The 15,072-nt window shown below is 67.2% G+C and carries 15 protein-coding genes and 1 pseudogene; 4 read left to right on the forward strand and 12 right to left on the reverse strand.

Features of this window, described 5'->3' with window-relative positions:
• Positions 1 to 147 precede the first annotated feature (147 nt).
• The 4 genes from SL103_RS07410 to SL103_RS07415 all read right to left on the reverse strand — a co-directional run bounded on the left by SL103_RS07410 (position 148) and on the right by SL103_RS07415 (position 1,806).
• A complete protein-coding gene (locus SL103_RS07410) occupies positions 148 to 483 on the reverse strand; it encodes a hypothetical protein (protein ID WP_244303860.1) in 336 nt (111 codons plus the stop codon).
• A 150-nt stretch (positions 484 to 633) separates the two neighbouring features.
• Positions 634 to 867: a hypothetical protein gene (locus SL103_RS35790; protein WP_079145612.1), complete on the reverse strand. Its 234-nt coding sequence runs from the start codon at positions 865 to 867 to the stop codon at positions 634 to 636.
• Complete coding sequence (locus SL103_RS37675) at positions 864 to 1,028, reverse strand: hypothetical protein (RefSeq protein ID WP_164492766.1); 165 nt, start codon at positions 1,026 to 1,028, stop codon at positions 864 to 866. Before SL103_RS37675 ends, SL103_RS35790 begins: the two co-directional genes overlap by 4 nt.
• 250 nt (positions 1,029 to 1,278) lie before the next feature.
• Entirely contained in the window at positions 1,279 to 1,806 is a 528-nt protein-coding gene (locus SL103_RS07415; protein WP_244303861.1) for an ATP-binding protein, read from the reverse strand.
• A gap of 215 nt (positions 1,807 to 2,021) precedes the next feature.
• On the opposite strand from SL103_RS07415, the gene SL103_RS07420 reads away from it, so the two are divergent.
• Entirely contained in the window at positions 2,022 to 3,392 is a 1,371-nt protein-coding gene (locus SL103_RS07420; RefSeq protein WP_069567949.1) for a sporulation protein, read from the forward strand.
• A 3-nt stretch (positions 3,393 to 3,395) separates the two neighbouring features.
• Here SL103_RS07420 and SL103_RS07425 read toward each other — a convergent pair whose 3' ends face one another.
• Positions 3,396 to 4,313, reverse strand: a complete 918-nt coding sequence (locus SL103_RS07425) for a phosphotransferase family protein (protein ID WP_069567950.1) — start codon at positions 4,311 to 4,313, stop codon at positions 3,396 to 3,398.
• Between the two features lie 281 nt (positions 4,314 to 4,594).
• Positions 4,595 to 4,993, reverse strand: a complete 399-nt coding sequence (locus tag SL103_RS07430) for a hypothetical protein (RefSeq protein ID WP_069567951.1) — start codon at positions 4,991 to 4,993, stop codon at positions 4,595 to 4,597.
• 258 nt (positions 4,994 to 5,251) lie between these two features.
• On the opposite strand from SL103_RS07430, the gene SL103_RS35795 reads away from it, so the two are divergent.
• Entirely contained in the window at positions 5,252 to 5,566 is a 315-nt protein-coding gene (locus tag SL103_RS35795; RefSeq protein WP_079145613.1) for a trypco2 family protein, read from the forward strand.
• Positions 5,567 to 5,988: 422 nt separating this feature from the next.
• On the opposite strand, the gene SL103_RS07440 is transcribed toward SL103_RS35795, so the two are convergent.
• Positions 5,989 to 6,249, reverse strand: coding sequence for a hypothetical protein (locus SL103_RS07440; RefSeq protein ID WP_069567953.1), 261 nt, complete (start codon positions 6,247 to 6,249; stop codon positions 5,989 to 5,991).
• Positions 6,250 to 6,462: 213 nt separating this feature from the next.
• Here SL103_RS07440 and SL103_RS37680 point away from each other — a divergent pair, with 213 nt between their 5' ends.
• Complete coding sequence (locus tag SL103_RS37680; protein WP_164492767.1) at positions 6,463 to 9,855, forward strand: hypothetical protein; 3,393 nt, start codon at positions 6,463 to 6,465, stop codon at positions 9,853 to 9,855.
• A gap of 225 nt (positions 9,856 to 10,080) precedes the next feature.
• On the opposite strand, the gene SL103_RS07465 is transcribed toward SL103_RS37680, so the two are convergent.
• The 3 genes from SL103_RS07465 to SL103_RS07475 form a co-directional block, all read right to left on the reverse strand.
• Positions 10,081 to 10,398, reverse strand: coding sequence for an antibiotic biosynthesis monooxygenase family protein (locus SL103_RS07465; protein WP_069567958.1), 318 nt, complete (start codon positions 10,396 to 10,398; stop codon positions 10,081 to 10,083).
• A 64-nt stretch (positions 10,399 to 10,462) separates the two neighbouring features.
• On the reverse strand, positions 10,463 to 10,609 hold the full coding sequence (locus SL103_RS07470; RefSeq protein ID WP_432215341.1) for an antibiotic biosynthesis monooxygenase family protein: 147 nt from the start codon (positions 10,607 to 10,609) through the stop codon (positions 10,463 to 10,465).
• 63 nt (positions 10,610 to 10,672) lie between these two features.
• A complete protein-coding gene (locus tag SL103_RS07475) occupies positions 10,673 to 11,152 on the reverse strand; it encodes a DUF2000 domain-containing protein (RefSeq protein ID WP_079145614.1) in 480 nt (159 codons plus the stop codon).
• A gap of 67 nt (positions 11,153 to 11,219) precedes the next feature.
• Between SL103_RS07475 and SL103_RS35800 the strand changes: the two genes are divergently transcribed.
• A complete protein-coding gene (locus SL103_RS35800) occupies positions 11,220 to 12,182 on the forward strand; it encodes an AraC family ligand binding domain-containing protein (protein ID WP_079145615.1) in 963 nt (320 codons plus the stop codon).
• A 64-nt stretch (positions 12,183 to 12,246) separates the two neighbouring features.
• Here SL103_RS35800 and SL103_RS07480 read toward each other — a convergent pair.
• Positions 12,247 to 13,260, reverse strand: a pseudogene (locus SL103_RS07480) (DUF2330 domain-containing protein); the annotation flags it as partial.
• A gap of 183 nt (positions 13,261 to 13,443) precedes the next feature.
• Positions 13,444 to 14,991: a glycine betaine/L-proline transporter ProP gene (gene proP, locus SL103_RS07485; RefSeq protein ID WP_244303862.1), complete on the reverse strand. Its 1,548-nt coding sequence runs from the start codon at positions 14,989 to 14,991 to the stop codon at positions 13,444 to 13,446.
• Positions 14,992 to 15,072 lie beyond the last annotated feature (81 nt).

Raw genomic sequence — 15,072 nt, forward strand, 5'->3', positions numbered from 1 at the left:
TGCCCGGCTGTGGCTGAGGGGGAGCGGGCAGCTGCCGCGCTGTGGCTGAGCCCGCCGTAGGCGCTCCGCTCTCCGCGGCGCCATCGTGGTGATGCGTTCGGCCGCGAGTTGTGGGTAGCAGGGTGCAGTGCGGCAACAGCGACATCGTCACGCCCCCCATCGCTGTGCATTCGTGCCGCACCGCCGCAACAGTTCTGCAAGCTCATCGGCGGCGGGCAAGGCTGCTGCGAGTCGCACAACACCCCGGCCCTCGGCATCGACATTGGGCACCGCGCGGACGGTCGACAAGTCCAGGCCCGCAGCCCGCAGGGCGTCATTCAGTCGGCTCGCAGACTCCCTGGCCTGCCGCCAGCCGGACAGGTAACCGACGTGGGGGTTCCACACCCAGGCATCAGGCCCCACGTCGTTCAGGTCACCCATCAGCCCGTCTCCGTCATCGCGCATCACGTGCGCCGCCTCCGTCCCGGTGCGGTATCGCTTCATCAACTTCTTTTCGTCCGGGGCGGAATGGCAACACGGCAGCCCCGGTACCATCAGGCACCGGGGGCCGCCGTGCCCCCTGCCGGGCCACCCTTCGCTTTCCACGGCTGACGGGGTGGCCCGGTCTCGGTCTTCGGTTGTTGTGCGCGAGTGTCAGGGACGACGCTCTGCGAGCGTGGCTCTGAAGAAGGTCGTCACCACACATCGGAACCCGCTGTGTCCGGTACGGCCCGCGTGCCGCAGGCACCAGACATCCGGTCCCTCGTATCCGTCCGCGGCACCCGAGGTGTCACCGCAGGACATGCACTCCTGCTCGTAGATCGGTCCGCTCCCCGAGGTGTCGACCGTCAGGGCCCAGTCCGCGAACCGCCAGACCGATCGCGTCACCGGAGCTCCCGATCACCGCGGCGCACCGCCAGCTCGTCCGAGGCATCCACGCGCAGCGGTCGCCCGGACTTGAAGACCAGCGTCAAGGCCGGCTTGCTCGGCCCTCGCTGGTCGGACCGCACCGCCTTCACCTCTCGCAGTTCGCCACGCACATTCACCACGTCTCCGCGCCGTACGCGGGTCGCCGAAACCCGTGCCATTGCCACCCATCGCCCTTCATCGAGTGCCGTGCCAGACCTGCACGCCTCTTCGCTTGTGGATGTGGACGCGACCCCTCAGCCCTCAAGGAGCGTGAGCCAAGGGGCCGCGCCTTGCCGGACACGGTGGTCGCTCCATGTCCGGCGGTGGGCCCGCCGCGGCCTCCCCGATCGCAGAAGGGAGTCTCGCCGCCGGCAGCAGCCCACGTTTCCTCTACCTCCGACCGGTGCTGCCCACGAGGTCGAAGCGGCAGAACACGGTCTTTCCACCTGCCTCTTCCAGCGACCACCACAGGCTGTCCGCCAGCACCTCAACGATCTTCAGACCACGGCCGGAGTCCAGTAGTGACGCCTCGGACAGATCGCTTTCCAGCTCAGGGAAAGAGGTCTCCCGAGGTGGCAACAACGGCGGGGAGGAGTCCTCATCGGTCACCCCGAGGAATAGCCACTTGGGCCACTTCGTCAGAGTGATGTCGACGCGGCGAGGGGCGCCCGGCACCACCAGGCACTCGTCGGGAACCGCATGGTGGACCACGTTGCCCACGAGTTCGGACACACAGAGCGCCACATCGTCGACGAGCGCTCCCAAGGCCCATTCTTCGAGAGCGGTGCGGATCATCTTCCGCGCTGCCTGGACCGTGTCCGACGACTCCGCGAACAGCGTCAACGCCCGGAACTGCTCCAACTGCGCGCCGCCGCCTGGAAGAGCCATGACCTGCGGCCGCAACGCCGCGCGATCCATCCTCCGAACGCTCATCGCATTCCCTCCAACTACCGGCAGTGCGACCTTCGCTGCCGTGAGAACAGTGAAGGGCAGGCCAGGCGGAAGCGGGAGCGTTCTCCAGGGGGTTCACGTGAACACCGCTGAATACGGAGGGGGTTCACAGATGAACCCCCTATGTCAGTGACCTGTGCCACGATGAATACTCGCCGTCATTCTCGGGTTGGCAGGGGAGCATGAACCGAGAGCCGAACGCGCAACTGATCGCAGTCATGGACGAGGCGAAGGTCTCGAACAAGGGCCTCGCAAAACGCATGAAGGACGCCGCCGAGCAACGCGGCACCAATCTCGGGACGACCCATGTCTCCGTACAGCGGTGGAGGGACGGCGCGGGGATCCAGCCGAGCACGGCCGCGATCATGGCGGACGTACTCAGCGCCAAGCTCAACCGGCGGATCACGCCCGGCGATCTCGGATTCTTCGCTCAGTCGGAGCCCGCAGCTCCATCGCCGGCCGCATACCCGCGCACGGTCCCCGACGTCCTGTCGACGCTGGATGGCCTCGCAGAGGAACGGGCGGAGACCCCGTCGAACAGTCCGCTGATCATCCCCGACGGCGACCTCAGCGCCGCAGTCCTCTCCTGGATCGTCGCCCGTCCAGACGGCATCGAGGCCGATCGCCCCGCCACCCAACGCGTCGGCATGCGCGACGTCAAAGCGATCAGGGCAGCCGCCGAGATGTTCATGCAGCTCGACTTCAAATTTGGCGGAGGGCATGGCCACAAGGCCCTACGCCACTACTTCCGTCACGAGGTCCTGCCCCTGCTCGGCGCCAGTTACAGCGAACGCGTCGGCACAGCACTGTTCGCCGCCGCTTCCGAGATCTCACAGCTACTCGGATGGACCGCGTACGACTCCGGGAACCACGCCCTCGCGCACCGCTACCTGACCGCGACGTTACGCCTGTCCCAGGTCATCGACGACCGCATGTTCGGCGCCCGCATCCTCGGCAACCTCAGCCACCAGGCGAACTACCTCGGCCACCACGCTCAGGCCATCCAGCTCGCCCGGGCCGCCGTCGAGGGAGCCAAGGGACGAGCCACCCCGCGCGCGATGGCGAACTACTCAGCCATGGAAGCTCGCGCCTACGCGAACGCAGGCGACACCGGCGGCGCCGGCCGAGCCATGAACGAGGCCGAACGCCACTTCCAGCGAGCCGACACGGGCGAAGATCCGGAATGGCTCGGCTACTTCGACTCGGCAGAGCTCATGGGCGAACTCTGCCACTGCTTCCGCGACCTCAAGATGCGCCGCGAGTCGATCGAGGCCGCACAACGGGCGGTCGACGACACCGACCCGAAGTACGCCCGCACCCTCGGGTTCTGCCGGATGGTCCTCGCCCAGAGCCAGCTGCTGAACGGTGAACTGGAAGCCGCCGTTGAGACCGCCAGCCTCGCGGTCGATGGCGGAGACTCCCTCCAGTCCTCCCGCTTCCAGCGCTACGTCACCGACTTTCAGCAGGAGGTCAGCATCCACGCGGGGAACCCCTCCGTGGCCGCCTTCCATGACCAGGTGCGGGAGGCCCTTGCCCGGCTGGACGACGAGTAGCAGCTAGCGGGGGCGCCAGTCCCGAGGAGCGTCGTCATTCCGGAGGCCGGCAATACGCCGCCGGTACTCCTCCGCGGTCGCTTCGTCTTCCTGCACGTTCTGCATGAGCCACGTCGTCATGCCGAACTCCTGGAGGCCGCGCAGCGTCTCGTACCCGGGCCAGTCGTACAGGTCCCGCCCGTACGCGGTAACGAAGTCGGCGTACTGCTCATCGGTCTGCCACCCAAGGCTGTGGTGTTCCACGGCCGTAACCATCAGATCCCACTCCGGGTGATCGAAGCAGAAGGCTTCGAAGTCGATCAGGATCACCTGTCCTTGATCGTCCACCATGAGGTTCTGCACGTGGGCGTCACCGTGCACGGGCCCCTTGACCGTCTCGAACCGCAGGTCGTTGAACTTGTCCCGCAGCTCCCGCCACCGCTTCCGCAAGAAGAGCTTGTCATCGTGCGGGATCACGGCGCGGTCCAGGCGCAGTTCCTGCTTGTCGAAGGGATCGAACGCCGGCAGCTCAAGGCCATCCGGGATGGTGAGGGCGTGAAGGTCACGAAGGATGCCGCCCAACTCCCTGTACGTAGCCTTCCGGTCGCCCTCAACGATCAGATGCCAGAAGGTCACGGGATGGCCGTCTATCAGGAACGGCTGCTCCAGCCCCTCGACGATGCGAGCTGCAGGGAACCCTTCACCGTGCAACCACCGCGAAACCGCCACCTCCGTACGAGCCTTGGACATCCACTCTTCCCCGCGGGCCACACGTACGACCACCGGCTCTGACGCCAGCCGAAAGAGTCCGTTTTCCCCGAAGCGGATCAGTTCCGCTCCTCTGCCATCGAGCCCCGCATCCCGGCATGCGGCAGCCATCACCCTCGCCGCCCCCGCCGACGTGAACCCGTCTTCTGCACCCCGAGCAGCGTCAACCGCCATGCCCGAACCAGCTCCCCTAGTCGCGCGCGATCAACCGGCACACGCTATGGCGACCAACCTACGTGTGCCGGACACGATCACGACCGTACAGACTCGTCACCGGCTGAGACGAGGGCACAGCAAGGCCGCCGAGAGCACCACAGCGCCTCGGCAACAATGACCGTGGGAGCAGGTAGGCATCTTTGAGAGATGGCACGGTCACGTCCCCTCGCGATGGGGGAGGGGACCGGCGGGTGCCCAGCTGAGAGTCCTGGGGAAACTGTGGGCCCATGTTCACCAGGTCAGTAGACGCCGCTATCGCGTAGCTCCTGCACAACCCGGCCGTGGTAGGGCGGGCAGTACGCCTTCACCGCCATGATGAGTACTTGGTAGGCATCCGACTTCTCGGTGCCCCAGTCCTCACCGATGGGGTACAGGCGTCCCTGAGCAGCACTAAAGAGGTAGTCGACGCTGTGCCCCTGCTTGAGGGCTTCACACCACTTTGGCGGGTAGGCGAGGAGCTCCCTCTGAGTCGGGCCTTTGTCATCCCAGCTGTGAACGGGGTGATCGACGATGGCACCGAGAAACTCGTCCGAGGGGGCTCGACTTGGCTTGGCCCTTTGCTCGGCCTGGTCGCTGCCGCAGGCTGTAAGCAGCAGGCCAGCGGCAAGGACTGCGATGGCGGCGGTGCGGATATGCATTCGGCCCCCAGGGGTGGTTGAGGGGGCAATCATGCGGCGGCTGTTGGTGGGGTGTGGGGCTTGTGATGGAACGGTGACATGCCAACGCCCGCCGAGTAGGGGCGATGCAAGAGACGCCCGCTGATCCGAGAACTAGTGCCGGGGTGGCGCAGCATGAAGGGGTTAGGCAAACTACTGCGAAATCGACGGCCGCCATCGGCTGTCAAGAATCAGATCGGGGCAACAAGGTGCCCCGACAGGCGAGGGCACGGGGTACAGGTGGCAGAGATCGGGCTGGCTGCAGCAATCGAAGAACTGCGACAGGAACTGTATGCGGCCCAGAGCGCCAGTGCAGGAGAGCAGTTCGCCTTCGAGGTTGAAGGAGCGCAGCTTGAGCTGCTGTTGGAGCTGCGCAATGAGGGCCGCGGGGAGGGAAAGCTGACGTTCGGCGTGGCCACCGTAGGTGTTGGCGGCTCGACTGGAGCGACGCGAACTCACAAGCTAACCCTCGCGCTAAAGGTCAAGGATCGTGCCACGGGTGATGGGCGCGTTCATGTCGGTGCTGAGGAGTCCGGCTCCTGGGGCGAGGGATGACCGCTCTACGGTGGGGGATTGATCGAGGCATGGGCTGAGGCGAGTGCATGGACGAGCGAAGATTGGCGGATGTCCGTTGCGACGGCACAGGCCGCCGCAAAGGTGGGACGGGTTACCTCATCGCCCCGCACTTGGTGCTAACAGCTCGCCATGTCACCGTCGACGAAGCCGATGAGGTCTGGCCGAGGATCAGCGTCCGGGTAGGCCATCCGCCGTCCGGCGGCGTGGAACGGCGTCTGGCCACAGTCTGCTGGACCGATCCTGACGGCCTCGACGCGGCCCTGCTGCTCCTGAACGCGCCAGTGAGCGTCCCAGGATCGGTGCGCTGGGGCCTTCCGGTTGGAACTGCTGCCCTCCCATACGCTGGCTTGGGATACCCGCTCCAGAGCATGGTGGAGGACGATCAACGTCTGGTGGAGCACCTACGCGGCGTGCTCTCCCCACTGGCTGGAGGCGAAGGCCCCCATGACCTTTACACGCTTGACCAGCACGCTGCCCCGCGTCTTCGAGCCGACCGGCGGCGAGCTTGGGGCGGCGTCTCGGGGGCGGCAGTCTTCTGCCAAAACGTTCTTGTTGGCATCGTTCTCCACGACGACGAGGAGCATGAGAACCGCCGACTGCGCGCGCTGCCAATCCGTAGGTTTGCCGAAAACTCCACTTTCGTCGAGACGCTGCAGAGTCATGGTGGTTCGGCTCCTGATCTGGTGCCCGTGAATGAATCACCTGTAGCGCCTCACCCCGGCGACCGGCTGGAGGTACGCGGGCTTACGCAGGAGCGCTTCGATAGCCACGCGGGAGAGTTGGCTTTGGCGGCAGACCGCTGCACTCAGCCCCCGGATTCGCCGAGTGGTGGGGCTGCTTACGGGCCACCGCCGGTCAGTGCCCAACTGGAGTCGATGAGCGATGACGTCTCCAATCGCATTGCACAGCTGCACGAGAGGTTCGGGCTCGGCGTTGTTGTCGTCGTCGGGACCGGGCTGTCAACCAACGCTGGGATGACGGCATCGTTGCGGAACGCTATCGACGCTGATCCCGTAGCCCGAGCCGCGCTCGCTGCTGAACTTGGCCAGCCCGATCAGCCTGTGAGACTCCTTATACGCGACGACTGCGCTCGCAGTGATCTGGTGTGGCGCGCTGTGGAAGACTCCATACTCGCCAGGCGGCGCTTCCAACAGGAGATGGCCAATCTCGATCTGCGTCGCAGCGCACAGCCCTCCCCTACGCACGAGGCACTCGCAGCACTGATCCACGCTGGGGTCGTCGATGCCGTTGTATCGCTCGGCTGGGACACTGCTCTCGAGTCCGCTTATCGCCGCCAGTACGGAACAGGGGTCCCCTCGGGAATCCTGTTCAAGCCTCTCGGCGATGCTGCCCGTCCTGAGCAGCACTGGGTGCTTCCGCATATGCCTGGAACGCTAAGTGCGGACCTCGATGACCGGGTCCGCCATCTTGTGTCAGGCCACCCGCGCACTTTGCTCCTGGTTGGATGCGCAGAACGAGACCGGTACACGGTCGAGCAACTAATCGCGCGTCTAGATCAAGGGTGGCGCATATGTCACATTGGGCCCGAAGCATCCGGAGCTGACGACATCCGCTCCACAGTCGATCTAGCTCTGCCCGCGCTCGCCAGCAAGGTGCGTGAACGGGAAGTCATGTCGTCCTGGCATACTCTCTCGTTCGCCGGCGAGGGGGATATCGGGCGTGCTTTGGCTGGGGCGCGCCTCGGCCCTGCCGATGTGGATGCCTGTCCTCGACTCTTTGAAGTCGATCTCATCGTCGACGGGCTGCGGCGCGATCACGCCGTCGTGCTCAACGGGGATAGCGGCTGTGGCAAGTCAATTACCGCTTACCAGGCTTTGAGCGATCTCGTCAAAGACGGCTATGAGGCGCTGAGATTGCGAGATCAGGCCCGTAACCGTGGCCCGCGGCAGTGGACGGCGGACCTTGCCTCGCATCCACATCGCAAGATTCTTTTGATCGACGATGCGCAGGACCTGTCCGCAGACCTGGTCCGTGAACTGGCTGAGACTGCCACCTCGGATCAGCTGGTACTGATCGTCGGTGTGGACCATGTGGCAGGCGGCGTCACGACGTATCGCATCAGTGACGCTGCCGCGGTGGGCACTCTTGCCGCCGAAATGCGTAAACGTGCGGGTGAGATCCTGCCTACGTTACGTCAACTGGACGACCTCGTGGGGGATCAGATCGGTGATGAGTCTTTGCTTGATCGCCTCGCTGAAGCCTCCAGGGAGGATTCAGCGTGGCGATTCTTCTACACGCTCACCGGTGGCTGGCGGCGCACTGAACGCGATGCCCTTGACCTCCGTGGGCAAGACCGTGCAGACCTGGTCCTGCTGGCGCTCGCTGTAGCGCAGGTCGCCAGTGTCGATGCCGGTGTGACGGCTGAAGACCTCGAGCCTTACGCTCAGGCACTTGGCCGTGACCGCGACTGGATCGATTGCGGACTTCGCATCCTTGAGAACAAACGCCTAACTGCAGTGAGCGACGGAGTTCTGCGCTGCGCACACCTCAGGTCCGCATGGGCGCTAATCACATGGATGCTCCACCCACCGGACGTCAGCTTGCCGGCTCAGAAGCGGATCGTGATTCCGCCGATCGCGTCAGCAGCACCGCCCGTCCCGTCAGCTTACGAGCCCCCTGCCCGCCGTACGCGGCGTGCCCGGGCGCTGCTCCCGCAGAGCCAGGTCGAGGCAGACCGTGAGGCTGTAGCAACTCTTCTCTGTCTCGCGCTGGACGCACACGACACATCACTGCGAGGCGCTGCATGGCTGGTCGGGCGAAATCACGGGATGGAAGCACGGGGAGTGCTCCGTGAAAACGGCGTCCTCACCCGCTCGCGGCTCCGCGCACTGGCCGAACGTGCACTGGCCACCCCTCCTGGCGTCGATGCGGGTATGGCCGCCCAACTCCTTGAACGGCTGCTGCGTCTGGGCGCGCGTGGCTGCCTGGACCTGATTCGGGATCACCGCTGCAGAATCCGCGAATGGGTTTTCGATATCTCGCCTGAGAATGGATGGGCGATCGGAGACTTGATTAATACGCTGTCGCACGAGGACCGCATCTTTACCGAGCAACTCCTCGCCGACATGGACCCACATGCACTCGCGCGCCTGATTCCCGCAGGCGGCTGGCCGCATATTTACTCCACCACTCATGCCGTCGAGAGGATTACACAGAGCGGCGGTGCGCGTCTTATGCAGAGTGTTGGTGACTCCTATGACCCGAGTGCCTTCCGTGCGCTCGCCGCCAGCCCTCCCGCAAGCATTCGAGATGTTGACGAGCTGTTCAAAGCCTTGGCCTTTACGTCACGGGATCTTGGGCTCGCGATATTTGAGCAAATGTCTCCCTATCTTGCTGTCCAGGTCTCGCGGAACCCTCCCGTTGAATCTCAGAAGATGTTCGACACCTGGGCATTCCTCTTGGGATTTGCTCCGCAGTTTCTCCGAGGTAGGCGAGGGCCTGACCGTGCGGCCCGCCGAATGGCAAAGAACTTCGTCCGTGGCCTCAATATCGACCAACTCGCCAAAGCGCTCTCGCTGCCCCGCACCGACCTAACCTGGCACAACTTTCATGACTTTGTGTCCTTTGTTTGGGAAGCCGACCCGACGATCGGAAAAGCTATCGTAGGCCGAATGGATCTGGAGACGCTAGCAGCAGAATTTGAGAAAAGCCTTCCGGTGCCGTCCCGGAATCATCTGTTCGCTGTCGAAGTTCTCTATGAATTCAGACCTGCTGAAGCCCGAGAGCTCCTCGAACGGCACGAGGATCAATATGAAGAAATTGATCTTTTGCTCGCTCACATGGCGCCCGGGATGGCAACCCGGCTACTACGCCGCGGCCTGCCGCTCGACCTGGCCCTCCACCTCCAGTACTGGACATTAGCTGCCGTCCTGCTAGATAGCTTGGCTAGCTGCGATGCTCAAGTTGCAGCCGAACTCGCCGTTGCTAATTGCTCGGGATTTGTCGCGGGGCTTGCCTCCAACTACACAGATCCGTTCGAAGGTCTCTCCGCCTGGGTGCAAGCATGCGAGACTCACGCTCCCGGGCTCGTAGATGATGCCATTCGCCAGCTTCCCGCGGGCGCAGTTGCGGCTTGGGCGGGTGCGCTCCGCAAGCCCGCTCGGAGACACGAGATCACACCGCTCGTATATCGAGCTCTGGGAATAGGAGGGCCGGCAGCAGCAGAGGCGAAAGAGTTGATGCGCCGCTTCCCTGGCCTGAAGCAACCGGAACGAGACGCGCAGTCATCGCAAAGGGACCTTTGCTGACCTGGGCTCCTGCGGGTGCTGGGAGGGCTCGACAGGACAGTTGCCGCCGGCGACGCCCTGGGCCAGATGCGCCTTAACGGTCGGAGTGAGTAGGACGTTTCGGTGGATCACGAGGGCCTTCTGGCTCGCCGGTAGATGTCACAATCCGCCGAGTCAGAAGGTCGTTACCTCCTCAAGCACCAGCGAGAGATTGCCGTCCGTCACCAACGTGCCGGTACAGCAGAGCTACGGGGCCTTCGGCTGGGCTTGCTGCACTACGTCGAACGACCACAACGTAGAGCCGCTAGCTGCCGGCTTCGGCCGGTCGCCACCGCCCTGGTGGGCCGCCTTCATGGGGCCCTCCATCCACGCCTGGAATGACTCCTCGTCACGCCACCGCGTGTACACCAGGTAGTCGTCGGTGCCTTCGACCGGGCGGAGGAGTTCGAACCACTCGAAGCCGTCTGAGCTCTCAACCGCGTGGGCGCGGGAGGCGAAGCGCTTCTCAAGGGTTTCCCGCTGCTCGGCGGGGACGGTCAGTACGTTGATCTTGACTACGCTCATGCGCCCATCTTGCCGCATGTGGTGTTAGCGGAGTGTCAGCGGCATCGAGCGGAACGGTGGTACATCAGAGCACCCGTTGCGGCCGCAGCAGCTCGAACCACTCGAAGCCGTCCGAGGAGTCCACGGTGCCGGCGCGCGAGGCGAAGCGCTTTTCCAGGACCTCCCGTTGCTCGGCGGGGACGGTCAGAACGTTGATCTTCACGATGCTCATGGTGGCCATCGTGCCGCATGGGGTGGGAAAGGCGTGGGTCAGGGCCGCGGGTGGGTCGGGTTTTCAGGCGTGGAGTTTCAGGCTTTTGGTGATCTTGTCGATGGTGCCGCGGGGGCCGTAGACCGCCAGGCCCACCAGGTCGAGGGCGTCGGCGGCCACCGTGCGGACCGCCGCGCGGTTGTCGGTGTCGTTGCCGGTCCGGAACATGTCCGCGGTGTACAGCGCGGTCGGTACGGCGCGGCGGAGGGCGCGGGCATGGGTGCGGGCCAGTGCGTCGGCGTCCGCGGTGTAGCACAGCACCGGCTCCCGGAAGAGCGCCAGATAGCCGTGCCCGGAGGCGTCCTCGTAGTCCTTGCCCATGACGGTGTCCGAGGCGTGTGCGATGCCGCTCGCCAGGAATGCGGTGACGTTGAGCTTCTGCCACACGGCGAGGTCGTCGCGGACGATGACGGCGATCTTGGTGTCGAAGCGGAGCGGCGGGGCGACGGCCCCCTCGGAGCCGGATGCGGTGGCGGGCAGCGGTGCAGCGGTCGTTGAGGTCATGCGGGGAGTCTCGTCCGGCATCCGGACGGCCGTCTTGAACGCTGGTGCGGCGCTGCACACTGGGGGGATGAGCAGGCAGCAGGACGGGGACTGGGTGCGCTACTGGCGCGATCCGGACCGGCCCCTGGAAGCGATGCACGCGCACTTCGTCCGCCATGTCTTCGCTCCGCACAGCCACGACGCCTACTCCTTCGCCGTGACGGAGACCGGCGCGCAGCGCTTCACCTGCCGCGGTGCCGGGCACACCAGCGCCGCCGGCATGGTGATGGCGTTCAACCCGGACGATCCGCACGACGGCGAGGCGGCCGCCGACCTCGGCTTCACCTACCGGATCATGCACATCGGCCCGGAGGTGGTGCGCGCCGTCCTCGACGACGTCACCGACGGCCGGGGCGCCATGCCGCTGTTCGACCGCCCGGTGGTCGACGACCCGGTGCTGGCCCGGGCCCTGCACCGGCTGCACCCGGCGCTGGTCGGCGGCGCGGACCCGCTGGTCCGGGAGGAGCGGCTCGGGGTGGCCGTCGAGGCCATGGTGCGGCGCAACGCGTCCCGCGGCGTGGTCGGCGCCGGGCCGCGGGAACCGGCCGGGGGCGACCGGACCCGGGCGGCCCGGCGGGTGCGCGAACTGCTCGCCGCCGCCTACGACCAGCCGTTGACCGCCCAGGACCTCGCGGACGCGGCCGGCTGCAGCCGCTTCGCGCTCTACCGGGCGTTCCGGGCCGAGTACGGCATGGCGCCCAGCGACTTCCAACGGCTGCTGCGGCTGCGCCGCGCACGGTCGCTGCTGATCGCCGGCCGGACCCCCGCGGAGGCGGCCACCGAGGCCGGCTTCGCGGACCAGGCGCACTTCCACCGCTGGTTCGTGCGCTGCTTCGGCGTCACACCGGGGGCATTCCGCCGGGCGGGGGCACGTACACCGCCACCGGCCGGCGCGCGCGGGCCCCGGCGGCGAGTGCCACCGCCCCCGCCAGCAGGAGCAGCAGCGTCCCTCCGGCCGTCAGCAACCAGGCCGGGACGCCGCCCACTGTGAGCAGCGTGTCGGTGTATCTGACCTGCCGGAACGACGTGTCCTTGGGGGCGCGGCGGAGTTCGTGATCGCCGGTGATGCGGTGCGGCCGCGGGAAGTTCTGTTCCACGGCGGTGAGGAAGGTCCCCTCGGAGGCGTGGGCGGGGTGGGCGTGGCCGGTGGTCCCCTCGTCACGGCCGGGCCGGAGGAGGGCGCGCACCGCTCCGTCCGGGGCGATCCGGCCCGCGAAGGTGACCTCGGGCCGGGCGCCGCCGATCGCGCTGCGTGGCTCCATCCGGTGCGGTGCGAGGACGTAGAGCCCCAGCGACTGCGGCGTCTTGGCGAGGCGGGAGAGGCGCATGGGGTAGACGAGACGTTCGCTGGCGAACGACAGCCGCAGCGGGTCGAGGGTGCCCGTCAGCGGGCCGCCCGCCTCGGCGGGGGCGAGCCGGATCGCCACGTACTCCCAGCGCCGCGCCACGTACGGGCGGAGCTCGGTCGCCAGGGACGCGGGCAGCCGGAAGCCCTCGGACTTCAGCCAGGTGCGCAGTGCGCCGGGGTCGGTGGCGGTCAGCCGGGCGACGTCGAAGGGGCCCAGGCGCTCGCGGCCGACCACGCCGACCCCCGGCCCGCGGGCCCCGGGCAGCGGCGCCTCGGCACTGTCGCCCCCCGCGAACGGCCAGTCGCCGCCCCGGGGCCAGAAGTAGTGGCGCTGTGCGACGGCCGGCTCGGTCAGCGACGAGAGCTGGTCGAAGAGCGCGGGGTCGCCCAGCCGCACCGTGGCCCGGTGCGGGACGGGCATGATCCACGCGGCGTCCGGGGCGGTGCCGTCCACCGTCAGGCGCATCACGATCTGCTCGGTCCTGCCGTCCCAGGTCACCGCGGAGGTCTCCCGGTGCACCGCCATGGTCATCCGCGGGTCGTGCACCATCGCACCGCAACCGCAGGCGTACGCGGGCCTGGCCAGCGACACCAGCTGCACCGCCAGCAGCAGCAACACCACCAGCAGCGCCCGCCGCCGCGCAGCGGGCCGCAGCGCGGCGGCCGCGGCCCGGCCCCCGTCCCCGCCGTGTCCCGCGCCCGCTCCCCGTCCCCGTTCCATCGCGCCCCGCCCCGCCTCGTGCCGTCCTGTTCCGCCCCACAGACGGTGACCGCGGTCCGGCCGGTTCCCGGGCGGTACAGAACGCCGCAGGCCAGAACGCCGCAGGCCCGGCCGGAAGGGTCCGGACGGGCCTGCGTGGCGTGCTGGGGCCGTGCGGCGGGGCGCGCCGCACGCGGGGGTGGCTCAGGCGGTCGAGGCCGCGGTGGCCGGGCGACGGGCCGCCCGTACGACGTCCCGGGCCTCCGCCTCGTTCTCGACGGCCGGCGGGGAGCCGGGCAGCGGCTTGCGGGCGCTCTCCGACATCAGCAGGACGGCGATGCCGCCGATCACGGCCGCCGCCATCATGTAGTAGGCGGGCATCATCGTGTTGCCGGTGGCGCCGATCAGGGCGGTGACCACCAGCGGCGTCGTACCGCCGAACAGCGACACGGAGACGTTGAAGCCGATCGACAGCGAGCCGTAGCGGACCCGGGTCGGGAACAGCGCGGGCAGCGTGGCCGGCATCGTCGAGGTGAAGGTGACCAGCAGCAGGCCGAGCGCGGCCATGCCCAGCACGATGGCGAGCAGCGATCCCTGCCGGATGAGCAGCAGGGCCGGCACGGACAGCACCAGGAAGCCGAGGCAGCCCGCGGCGATCACCGGGCGGCGGCCGAAGCGGTCGCTGAGCCGGCCGGCGAACGGCTGGACGCCCATCATCAGCACCATCACACCGAGGACGACCAGCAGCCCGTGCGTCTCGTCGTACTTCAGCTCCGAGGTCAGATAGCTCGGCATGTACGACAGCAGCATGTAGTCCGTGACGTTGAAGACCAGGACCAGGCCGATGCACAGCAGCATGGACCGCCACTGACCGAAGATCATCTCGCGGACGCCGATGCGCTTCTCGGCCTCGCGGCGCGCCTTCTCCTTGGTCCGCGCCTCCTTCTCCAACTGGGCGAAGGCCGGGGTCTCCTCAAGCCGCATCCGCAGGTACAGGCCGATGATGCCCATCGGGCCGGCGATCAGGAACGGGATGCGCCAGCCCCAGGAGTTGAGGTCCTCGGTGGACAGCAGCGCGGTCATCAGCGTGACCAGGCCGGCGCCGCCGACGTAACCGGCGAGCGTGCCGAACTCCAGCCAGCTGCCGAGGAATCCGCGCTTCTTGTCGGGCGCGTACTCGGCGATGAAGGTGGAGGCGCCCCCGTATTCACCGCCGGTGGAGAAGCCCTGCACCAGGCGGGCGACGAGCAGCAGGACGGGCGCGCCGACGCCGATGGAGGCGTACGACGGGATCAGCCCGATGGCGAAGGTGCCCACCGCCATCATGATCATGGTGATCGCGAGGACCTTCTGCCGGCCGATCCGGTCACCGAGCGGGCCGAACACCATGCCGCCGATGGGCCGGACGAGGAACGCCGCCGCGAAGGCGCCGAACGTCGACAGCAACTGCGCGGTCGGGTTCCCGGACGGGAAGAAGACGTGCCCGAGGGTGACCGCGATGTAGCTGTAGACGCCGAAGTCGAACCACTCCATCGCATTGCCCAGCGCGGCGGCCGACACCGCGCGCTTGACCATCGCGGGGTCGACGACGGTCACCTCGCCCGATGACTGCAGTTCCGGGTCCGGCTCTCTCTCCTGCGGCGGACCGGATGCGGCGTCGGCACGGCTGCCGGCCGGCTTGCTGGGCCCTTGGGCGACGGGGGACTGCGTCGGCACGTGTTCGCTCGCCTGCGCTCTCTTGGACGACTGCATGACAGCGTTCCGCCGTGGGGAAGCGGAACGGAGCCCGCCGTTGAGCGACGGGCAAAGGTCGACCATAGGGGCAGACTGGAT

It is taken from the genome of Streptomyces lydicus (assembly GCF_001729485.1).
Taxonomy (GTDB): domain Bacteria; phylum Actinomycetota; class Actinomycetes; order Streptomycetales; family Streptomycetaceae; genus Streptomyces; species Streptomyces lydicus_D.

Excerpts from the sequence above, each read along its gene's own strand:
- SL103_RS07410 (WP_244303860.1), bottom strand. The coding sequence starts at position 483 with ATGAAGCGATACCGCACCGGGACGGAGGCGGCGCACGTGATGCGCGAT.
- SL103_RS07415 (WP_244303861.1), bottom strand. The coding sequence starts at position 1,806 with ATGGATCGCGCGGCGTTGCGGCCGCAGGTCATGGCTCTTCCAGGCGGC.
- SL103_RS07420 (WP_069567949.1), top strand. The coding sequence starts at position 2,022 with ATGAACCGAGAGCCGAACGCGCAACTGATCGCAGTCATGGACGAGGCG.
- SL103_RS07425 (WP_069567950.1), bottom strand. The coding sequence starts at position 4,313 with ATGGCGGTTGACGCTGCTCGGGGTGCAGAAGACGGGTTCACGTCGGCG.
- SL103_RS07430 (WP_069567951.1), bottom strand. The coding sequence starts at position 4,993 with ATGCATATCCGCACCGCCGCCATCGCAGTCCTTGCCGCTGGCCTGCTG.
- SL103_RS07440 (WP_069567953.1), bottom strand. The coding sequence starts at position 6,249 with ATGACTCTGCAGCGTCTCGACGAAAGTGGAGTTTTCGGCAAACCTACG.
- SL103_RS37680 (WP_164492767.1), top strand. The coding sequence starts at position 6,463 with ATGAGCGATGACGTCTCCAATCGCATTGCACAGCTGCACGAGAGGTTC.
- SL103_RS07465 (WP_069567958.1), bottom strand. The coding sequence starts at position 10,398 with ATGAGCGTAGTCAAGATCAACGTACTGACCGTCCCCGCCGAGCAGCGG.
- SL103_RS07470 (WP_432215341.1), bottom strand. The coding sequence starts at position 10,609 with ATGAGCATCGTGAAGATCAACGTTCTGACCGTCCCCGCCGAGCAACGG.
- SL103_RS07475 (WP_079145614.1), bottom strand. The coding sequence starts at position 11,152 with ATGACCTCAACGACCGCTGCACCGCTGCCCGCCACCGCATCCGGCTCC.
- SL103_RS35800 (WP_079145615.1), top strand. The coding sequence starts at position 11,220 with ATGAGCAGGCAGCAGGACGGGGACTGGGTGCGCTACTGGCGCGATCCG.
- proP (WP_244303862.1), bottom strand. The coding sequence starts at position 14,991 with ATGCAGTCGTCCAAGAGAGCGCAGGCGAGCGAACACGTGCCGACGCAG.